The following is an 8,844-nucleotide window of genomic DNA, read 5'->3' on the forward strand; positions in this document are numbered from 1 at the left end:
CTCCTGCTCCGCTTCCCGGCGCTGCGCGGCGGCCGCGAGCTGCTCGAGCAGGCTCGCGCGGGCCTGACCGCGGAGCAGCCGCTGCGCGCGCTCGACGAGCTCGCCCGGCTGTGGGAGCTGCTCCGCGAGCGCCGCCTCGAGGACCGCGTCCACCTCGACCTCGGCGCAGTCCGCGACTGGAACTACTACACCGGGCCCACCTTCGAGTTGTTCAGCGGAGACGTGGGCTTCCCGCTCGGCGCGGGCGGACGGTACGACTCCCTGCTCGAGCGCTTCGGGCTGGTCCAGCCGGCCACCGGCTTCGTGGTCCACGCCGATCGCTGCCACGACGCGATCACCCGCCGCCGTGAGTCGGCGACGCCGCGCGCCGGAGAAGGGTTGCGCATCGCGGTGCCCACCGGGGCGCTGCTGACCGACGCCTGCGCCCTGCTGCGCGAGTCGGGCGTCGCGCCCGAGCTGCGCCCGGAGTCCTTCGAACGCCGCCTCCATCTCGACGTCGGCGACCACGAGGTCATCACCGTGCGCCCCACAGACGTGCCGGTGTACGTGGAGATGGGGGCGTGCGACTGCGGTATCGTCGGCAAGGACGTGCTCTGGGAGTCGCGCCGCGAGCTGTACGAGCTCGCCGACCTGCGCTTCGGTGTGTGCCGGCTGGTGCTCGCCGCCCCGGAGGGGTCGGCGCTGGCGGGCGGCAGCTGGCCGGCGGCGCTGCGCGTGGCCACCAAGTACCCGCAGGCGGCGCGGCGGTTCTTCGCGGGCCGCGGTGACGGCGCCGAGCTCATCCGCCTGCACGGCTCCGTGGAGCTGGCACCGTCCGCCGGCCTGTCCGATGGCATCGTCGATCTCGTCGCCACTGGCGCCACGCTGCGCGCCAACCGGCTCTGCGAGGTGGCCACCATCGCCACCTCCACCGCCCGCCTGGTGGTCAACGTGGCCTCGATGAAGACGCGCAGCGCCGCCATCACCGCGCTGGCCACCACGTTGCGCCGCACCGTCGAGGAGCGGGGAATGTGACCGCGCTGCCGGTGCTGACGCGCGAGCAGTGGCAGGCGCACGCGGGCGGGGCGGAGCGGCGCTTCACCATCCCCGAGCCCGACGCTGCCGCCGCGGAGCGGCTGCGCGGCCTGTTTGGGCGGAGCATCGCGGCGGTCGACGCGGTGCGCGAGATCGTCGCCGACGTGCGCGATCGCGGTGACGCCGCGGTCGTGGAGTGGACCGAAAAGCTCGACAGCGCCCACGTCGAGGGTTCTCGCGCCGACCCCGCGTGGATGCGGAGCTGCTGGGATGACCTCGACGCGCCGCTCCGCGACGCGCTGAGCGCGGCGGCCGACCGCCTGCGCAGTTTCCACGCGCTCCAGGTGGACGCGCGCCTGCGCGGAGAGCCGCGGCTCTGCCTGCGCCCCGAACCGCTGCGCCGCGTCGGCTGCTACGTGCCCGGCGGCCGCGCCGCGTACCCGAGCACCGTGCTCATGAGCGTCATTCCCGCGCAGGAGGCCGGCGTGGAGTCGATCGCGATCACCAGTCCGGCGACGCTCGTCGGCACCGTCCACCCGCTCGTCGCCGCGGCGGCGCACCTGCTCGGGGTCGACGAGGTGCACGCCATCGGCGGCGCCCAGGCGATCGCCGCCCTCGCCTACGGGACGGGGACGATCACCGCCGTCGACAAGGTGGTTGGACCGGGCAACCTCTACGTCACGCTGGCTAAGCGCGAGGTGTTCGGCGCCGTCGACATCGACCAGCTCGCCGGGCCGAGCGAGATCATGGTGCTGGCGTCCGAGGGCGCCGACCCCGACGACATCGCTGCCGACCTCGTCTCCCAACTCGAGCATGACCCGCTGGCGTGGGCGGTCTGCATCACGGACAGCAGCGCGCTCGCAGACGCAGTCAAGGCGAGCTTCGACCGCGTTGCACCGGCCGCGGCGCGGGCCGGGATCATCGCCGACTCCGCCGGCAGGCACGGCGCCGTGGTGGTTGTCGACGACCTAGAGAGCGCGCTGCCGATGGTGCGCGCCTTCGCACCCGAGCACCTCTCGCTTCAGGGAGGCGCAGCCGAGGCGCTGCGCGACCGGGTCCGTGGCGCCGGCGCGGTGTTCTGCGGCGCGCTGTCGCCGGTGTCCATGGGCGACTACGTCGCCGGCCCCAACCACACGCTGCCGACGCAGGGCGCAGCGCGCTATCGGGGACCGTTGTCGGTGATGGACTTCGTGCGCTGGCCGTCGGTCGTCGACCTCACCCGCGAGGAGTTCGACACGCTGGCCCCGGTGGCGGTGACGCTGGCCGCCGCCGAGGGCCTGTACGGGCACGAGCAGGCGATCCGGTTGCGCATGGGGCAGCGAGCGCGATGAGCGAGCGGCGCGCGCACACAGTGCGCGAGACCAAGGAGACGCGCATCGAGTGCACGGTGACCGTGGAGGGCAGCGGACGGGCGAATATCGAGCTGCCCCTCCCCTTCTTCCGCCACATGATCGAGTCGTTCGTCAAGTACAGCGGCATGGACGTCGAACTCAGCGGCCGTGGTGACGTCGAGGTGGACGCGCACCACCTCGTCGAGGACACCGGGCTCGTGCTGGGATCGTGCGTCGCGGAAGCGCTCGGCGACCGCGCCGGAATCGCCCGCTTCGGCCACACCTACGCACCTCTGGACGAATCGCTGGTGCGCTGCGCGCTCGACTACAGCAAGAGGCCGCACGTGGTCTATGAGATGGCCGCGCTGCACGGGCGCATCAACGACTTCGACGTCAGCGTGCTCCATGAGTTCGTGCGCGGCTACGCCCAGACTGCCGGCATCAGCCTCCACCTCGACCTCATCCGCGGCGACAACCTGCACCACATCGCGGAGGCCGCGTTCAAAGCGCTCGGGCTGGCGACACGGGATGCTCTGACCGTGATCGGGGTCGGCATCCCCTCCACCAAGGGAAGTCTGTGAATGTCACCCAGTCGGTGCGCGTCGGCATCTGCGACTACGGGGTGGGCAACCTGCGCAGCGTCGAACGAGCCCTGCGTGCGTGCGGGGCGGACCCCGTGATCAGCGACGATCCCGAGCGGCTGGCGGGGTGCGACGGCGTGGTGCTCCCCGGGGTGGGCGCATTCGCGGTGGCGGCCGGCGCGCTCCGCGAGCGCGGCATGGACGCGATGATCCGCGAGATGGTGGCGCGCGGTCGGCCGCTGCTCGGCGTCTGCCTCGGCTTCCAGCTGCTCTTCGACGAGAGCGATGAGGGTGAGGGCGGTGCCGGCCTCGCCCTGTTGCCCGGCCAGGTGCGGCGCATCGACCCCAGTCGAGGCAAAGTCCCGCAGATCGGTTGGAACCGCCTGGCGATGACGCGCTCCTCGACGCTGCTCGACGGCGTCGCCGACGGCGAGTACATGTACTTCGTCCACGCCTACGCAGTCACCCCCGGACAGCGCACCGACGTGGTGGCGACGACCGACTACGGCGGCGAGCTGGTGGCGGTCGTCGAGCACGACAATGTCCACGGCGCGCAGTTCCATCCCGAGAAGAGCGGAAGCGCCGGGCTGCGCGTGTACGCCAACTTCGCGGCACGCTGTGCCGCAGCGGTTCGCGCCTGAGCGCGGCGGTGCTGGTCATGCCGTCGGTCGACGTGCGCGGCGGCCAGCTGGTCCGTCTGCTTCGTGGTGACTACGCACAGGAGACGCTCTTCGACCAGGATCCCGTCGACCTCGTGCAGTCGTTCGTCGCCGCGGGCGCCCCCCGGGTGCACATCGTCGACCTCGACTCGGCTCGCGGCCGGCCCGACGCCGGCTCCACCGACGTTGTCCGCGCCGCGGTGAGCGCGCTCGTGGAGCTCGGTGCGCATGCCGAGGTAGGCGGAGGGATCCGTGACATGGCCGCCGCGCAGCGGTGGTTCGACCTCGGCGCCGCCTTCGTGGTCATCGGCAGCCTCGCTGTCCGCGATCCCGCCGCAGCCGAGTCGCTGTGTGCTGCGTTTCCGGGGCGCGTTCTGGCCGGGCTGGACGTGAGCGACGGCGAGGCCCGCGCGCAGGGCTGGACCGAGGGCGGTGGCGATGCGCTCGAACACCTCGAACGCTGGAACGAGTGGCCGCTCGCCGGGATCGTGCACACCGCCATCGAGCGCGACGGGACCCTGACGGGGCCGGCGGTCGACACGCTGCGCACCGTGTGCGAGCGATTCCGCGGTGAGGTGCTGGCCAGCGGTGGGGTGACCACGATCGACGACGTCAGCGCGTGCCGCGACGCGGGTGCGGCCGGGGTGATCGTCGGCCGGGCGCTCCATCTCGGGGTTTTCGACCTTCGCAGGGCCATCGAGCAGTTCACGGCCGGGACAGCGTCGTGAGCCTGGCCAAGCGGATCATCCCCTGCCTCGACGTGGTCCGCGGCCGCGTCGTCAAGGGCGTCCACTTCCTCGACCTCCGGGACGCCGGCGACCCCGCCGAGCTGGCCGCGCGCTACGACGCCGACCACGCCGACGAGCTCGTGTTCCTCGACATCACCGCCTCGAGCGACAGCCGCGACATCCTCATCGACGCGGTGCGCTGCACCGCGGACGTCGTCTTCATCCCGCTCACCGTCGGCGGCGGCGTCCGCGGCCTCGACGACATCGATCGTCTCCTGCGCGCCGGCGCCGACAAGGTGTCGCTCAACACCGCAGTGCTCGACCGGCCCGAGCTGATCACCGACTCCGCCGCTCGCTTCGGCGAGCAGTGCGTGGTGGTGGCCATCGACGCGCGACGCAGCGGACAGGGCTGGTCCGTGTTCTCGCACGGCGGCCGCCACGACACCGGTCGTGACGCCGTCGCGTGGGCCCGCGAGGTGGCGGACCGCGGTGCCGGCGAGATCCTGCTCACCAGCATGGACAGGGACGGCACCGTCAGCGGGTATGACCTCGAGCTGACCGCGACCGTCGCTGCGGCGGTGCCCGTCGCGGTCATTGCCAGCGGCGGCGCCGGCGAGCCCGACCACCTCCGCGCGGTGCTCACCGAGGGAGGTGCCGACGCGGCGCTGGCGGCGTCGATTTTTCACTTCGACTCGCATCCGATCCCGGCAACCAAGCGATACCTTGCCGGCGCCGGCGTGGACGTGCGGCTGTGAGCGCGCAGCCTCGCTTCGGCAGCGACGGGCTGGTGCCCGCGGTGGTGCAGGACGCGGACACCGGCGCCGTCCTGATGCTCGCCCACATGAACGACGAGGCCTGGCACCGCACGCTGCGCACCGGGCAGGCGTGGTTCTGGAGCCGGTCGCGCGGCGAGCTGTGGGAGAAGGGCGCCACCAGCGGCAACCGCATGGCGGTGATCGAGGTGCGCCTCGACTGCGACGACGACAGCGTGCTGCTCCGCGTCCATCCAAGCGGTCCCGCGTGCCACACCGGCGAGCCCTCCTGCTTCTTCACGGTCGTGGAGCTGGAGCCGGGTGACTGAGCGCCCCGACGACCTGGCGCTGGCGCTCGAGCTGGCCGACCTCGCCGACGCGATCACCATGGCGCGGTTCCGTGCGTCCGACCTGCGCGTCGACACCAAGCCCGACGACACCCCGGTGACCGACGCCGATCGGCGCGTCGAGCAGATGGTGCGCGAGCGGGTGCAGGCGGCCCGGGCCGGCCACGCGGTGCTCGGCGAGGAGGAGGGGTCGAGCGGCGACGCCGAGTGGCGCTGGATCGTCGATCCCATCGATGGGACCAAGAACTTCGCGCGCGGCGTACCGGTGTGGGCAACGCTCCTGTCGCTGCAGCACCGCGGCGACGAGACGTGCGCGGTGGTCTCGGCGCCGGCGCTGGAGCGGCGGTGGTGGGCGGTGCGCGGCGCCGGCGCCCACGACAAGGACGGACCGCTGCATGTGTCGACCGTCAACCTGCTGGCGAACGCAACCCTGTCGGTGACCGACGTGCGCGACTTCGCGCGCCACGGGCGGGCGGACGGTTTCACGCGCCTGGCGGACGGGTGCCGTGTGGTGCGCGGCTTCGGCGACTTCTGGTCGCACATGCTGGTGGCCGAGGGTGCCATCGACTGTGGGGTCGAGCCGGTCGTCAACGAGTGGGACGTCAGCGCGGTCCGGCTCATCGTTTGCGAGGCCGGCGGCAGGTTCAGCGATTTCGCGGGTGTGGACCAGATCCACGGCGGCAACGTGGTGACCACCAACGGCCTGCTCCACGAGCAGGTGCTGGCGTGCTTGGACGCCTCCGACGGTCCCTGACCCCTAGGCTGGCGAGGTGCGTCCCCTCCGCCAGCGCCCGTCGATCGCCGGCCTCGTGTCCGGCTACGGCCGCGAGCGCCAGCTCGGCCCGTACGCGGCGCTTTTCGCCACCTACGCGGCGGTGACCGGGGTGGGGGTGATCAGCGGCGTGCGCCGAGGCGGTATCCCGCGCCCAACGCTGAGCGACGGCGCGCTGCTGGCGGTGGCGGCGTTCAAGCTGAGCCGGCTGATCACCAAGGACAAGGTTACGGGCTTCGCGCGCGCCCCCTTTACGGAGTTCGTCGAGGAGGGCGACGGCGCCGAGGTCAACGAGGCACCGCGCGGCGATGGCCTGCGCTACGCCATCGGCGAGCTGCTCACCTGTCCGTTCTGCTTCAACCAGTGGGCAGCGACCGCGCTGGGGATTGCCTGGCTGCATGCCCCCAAGGCCACGCGCGACGTCAGCGCGCTGTTGGCCGCATCGGTCGCCGCCGACGTCATGCACGTGGCCTGGACGAAGATCGAATCACAGGCGTAACCGCGTGAGGATCGGCACGCTCCGGCTCGGCCAGGGACGCGCCCCCGCGCTGGTGTCGGGGGACCGCGCCGCCCTGCTGGCGGAGGCCGCCGCGTCCGCGCGCGTCGATGTGCACGGCGTCATCGACACGCTCTCACTGGTGCGCGACTGGACATCAATGGAGCGGCCGTTGCGCACTATCGCGGAGCGGCTCGATGAGCTCTTCGACGGCGGCCTGTCGGCTCATTCGCTCGAAAGCCTGGGCGCACCGATCGCGCGTCCCGGCAAGATCATCGCCATCGGCCGCAACTACGCCGACCACGCGCGCGAGCTCGGCAACGATGTCCCCGCCGAACCGTTGATCTTCGTCAAGTACACGACGGCAGTGAGCGGCCCATTCGATTCCATCCCGCGGCCATCGTTCGTCAACGACCTCGACTACGAGGCGGAGTTGGCCGTGGTCATCGGCCACCGTGGGCGCGACATCAGCGAGGCCGATGCGCTCGACCACGTGCTCGGCTATTGCTGTGCCAACGACGTGTCGGCGCGCACCGCGCAGATGGCCACCGGGCAGTTCGTGCGCGGTAAGTCGTTCGACGGCTTTTGCCCGCTGGGGCCGGCGATCGTCACCCGCGATGAGGTGGGCGACGCGCAGGACCTGCGGATCACCTGCCACGTTGACGGTGAGACACGCCAGGACTCGCGCACGGCCCTGATGATCTTCGCCATCCCCACGCTGATCGCGCACTGCAGCGCGGCGACAACGCTGGAGCCGGGCGACATCATCCTCACGGGGACGCCGTCCGGCGTGGCCATGGGGCGCACGCCACCGCCCTGGCTCCAGCCGGGGCAGCTCTGCGAGGTGGAGATCGAAGGCGTGGGACGGATCGCCAACGAGGTGGTCGCATGAAACACCTCGCAGCGCTTGTTGGCGTCGGTGAGCTCGATCCTGCGAGCGGATGGCGAGGCCGTGGGTGGCACACCGTCACGATGAGGGCCGTATCCGTCATCTCTACCAATACGACGGATTGCCGCGACTTCGGGCGCGGGGCGGGCATCACGTCTGACCCCCCGCCGAACATGGAGGACCAGGGCGGTCCGCACTGCGCAGGCCAGGAGGCGCAAAATGACTACTTGAGGCTTGGCGGCGATGGCTGTGGCGGCCGCCTCAGGCCCCGCCCTAATCCACTAGAGCAGTGAGCTCGCGGACTACCTCGGCAGCGGCCTTCACGTCACCAACGTGCGCAACAGAGAGGCCGGCGTAGCACGCCATCGTGAGCGGGGCCTCTGCCGCCCGGGTCGGTGGAGACGTGCTCCGGTTGCCGGCTACGACAGCCGCCTCCAGCGCCGAGCGAAGAACGCGCACCGGGGCGGGCCAGCCCCCGTCGTTGTCGAAATGGTCGGTGATGACCGCATCGTCGGCAGTGGCGGCGATCAAAGCGCGGACGTAGTCGGCATGCGTGTCGCACTCGGGGCACGTGAGGAAGCGCGTGCCGATGCGCACCGCGTCGGCTCCAGCCGCCATCAGCTCCGCCACGCGCGCCGCACTCCCGATCCCGCCCGCGGCCACAACCGGTACCGACACCGCGACGAGTACTTCTGCGAGCAGGTCGTCGAGCGGCTGGTTACCGCGGACGTGCCCCCCCGCCTCCACCCCCTGGGCGACGACCAGGTCACATCCGGCGGCCTCGGCCGCTCGTGCCTCTGTCGCCGAGCCGATCTGCCACGAGACAAGCGCCTCGGCGGAGTGGGCGGCATCGACGAGGTTCGCGTCGGGCTCGCCCCAGAAGAACTCGGCAACCCGCAGGCCACGAACATCCTCGACGACGTCCGTCACCTCGGGCAGGTACGGGATCAGAAACCCCTTGCCGAGCGCGCCGTCACGCGGCTCGCCGAGGGTGACCCGGCCGGGCACCATGCCGAGGCCACCCGCTGCCTCGACAGCCCTGGCAAGCGCCTCCGTGCCGACACCGCCGAGGGCAGCGAGCTGAAATGGCAGGCTGCACCCGACGAGCTCGGTGAATCGCGTCCGCACAAACCGCTAGTGCACCGACTCAGGAATACGTAGACGGTTCGCCTTGGCGAGGATGACGTCGGCGGGCTTGATCCAGGAGAAGGGCCGGGAGTTCTTGTTCCAGCCGGTGAGGAAACGACCGATGGCGGCAATCAGGGCGGGCACGCT

At 71.6% G+C, this 8,844-nt stretch carries 11 protein-coding genes; 10 read left to right on the forward strand and 1 reads right to left on the reverse strand.

Features of this window, described 5'->3' with window-relative positions:
• The 10 genes from hisG to JF886_RS04945 form a co-directional block, all read left to right on the forward strand.
• A partial coding sequence (gene hisG / locus JF886_RS04900; protein ID WP_337310166.1) for an ATP phosphoribosyltransferase occupies window positions 1–1,014 on the forward strand: 1,014 nt, incomplete at its 5' end.
• Entirely contained in the window at window positions 1,011–2,345 is a 1,335-nt protein-coding gene (hisD, locus tag JF886_RS04905) for a histidinol dehydrogenase (protein WP_337310169.1), read from the forward strand. The genes hisG and hisD, both read left to right, overlap by 4 nt.
• Window positions 2,342–2,926 carry an imidazoleglycerol-phosphate dehydratase HisB gene (hisB, locus tag JF886_RS04910; protein ID WP_337310170.1) on the forward strand — a complete coding sequence of 195 codons (585 nt, stop codon included), beginning with the start codon at window positions 2,342–2,344 and terminating at the stop codon, window positions 2,924–2,926. The genes hisD and hisB overlap by 4 nt, the downstream gene beginning before the upstream one ends.
• The gene (gene hisH / locus JF886_RS04915) at window positions 2,923–3,567 is read left to right on the forward strand and encodes an imidazole glycerol phosphate synthase subunit HisH (RefSeq protein ID WP_337310173.1); all 645 of its coding nucleotides are present in this window, start codon (window positions 2,923–2,925) and stop codon (window positions 3,565–3,567) included. Before hisB ends, hisH begins: the two co-directional genes overlap by 4 nt.
• A 17-nt stretch (window positions 3,568–3,584) precedes the next feature.
• Window positions 3,585–4,313 carry a 1-(5-phosphoribosyl)-5-[(5-phosphoribosylamino)methylideneamino]imidazole-4-carboxamide isomerase gene (locus JF886_RS04920; protein WP_337310187.1) on the forward strand — a complete coding sequence of 243 codons (729 nt, stop codon included), beginning with the start codon at window positions 3,585–3,587 and terminating at the stop codon, window positions 4,311–4,313.
• Window positions 4,310–5,068: an imidazole glycerol phosphate synthase subunit HisF gene (gene hisF, locus JF886_RS04925; RefSeq protein ID WP_337310175.1), complete on the forward strand. Its 759-nt coding sequence runs from the start codon at window positions 4,310–4,312 to the stop codon at window positions 5,066–5,068. The genes JF886_RS04920 and hisF overlap by 4 nt, the downstream gene beginning before the upstream one ends.
• Window positions 5,065–5,394 (forward strand): phosphoribosyl-AMP cyclohydrolase, encoded by a 330-nt coding sequence (gene hisI / locus JF886_RS04930; RefSeq protein ID WP_337310177.1) that lies wholly within the window; start codon window positions 5,065–5,067, stop codon window positions 5,392–5,394. Before hisF ends, hisI begins: the two co-directional genes overlap by 4 nt.
• Entirely contained in the window at window positions 5,387–6,166 is a 780-nt protein-coding gene (locus JF886_RS04935) for an inositol monophosphatase family protein (protein ID WP_337310179.1), read from the forward strand. The genes hisI and JF886_RS04935 overlap by 8 nt, the downstream gene beginning before the upstream one ends.
• A gap of 16 nt (window positions 6,167–6,182) precedes the next feature.
• Window positions 6,183–6,683 (forward strand): DUF1360 domain-containing protein, encoded by a 501-nt coding sequence (locus tag JF886_RS04940; RefSeq protein ID WP_337310181.1) that lies wholly within the window; start codon window positions 6,183–6,185, stop codon window positions 6,681–6,683.
• 4 nt (window positions 6,684–6,687) lie between these two features.
• Entirely contained in the window at window positions 6,688–7,572 is an 885-nt protein-coding gene (locus tag JF886_RS04945) for a fumarylacetoacetate hydrolase family protein (protein ID WP_337310183.1), read from the forward strand.
• A 270-nt stretch (window positions 7,573–7,842) separates the two neighbouring features.
• Here JF886_RS04945 and JF886_RS04950 read toward each other — a convergent pair whose 3' ends face one another.
• Entirely contained in the window at window positions 7,843–8,697 is an 855-nt protein-coding gene (locus tag JF886_RS04950) for an NAD(P)H-dependent flavin oxidoreductase (protein WP_337310185.1), read from the reverse strand.
• Window positions 8,698–8,844: the final 147 nt, after the last annotated feature.

The organism is Candidatus Aeolococcus gillhamiae (assembly GCF_016464765.1).
Lineage (GTDB): Bacteria > Chloroflexota > Dormibacteria > Aeolococcales > Aeolococcaceae > Aeolococcus > Aeolococcus gillhamiae.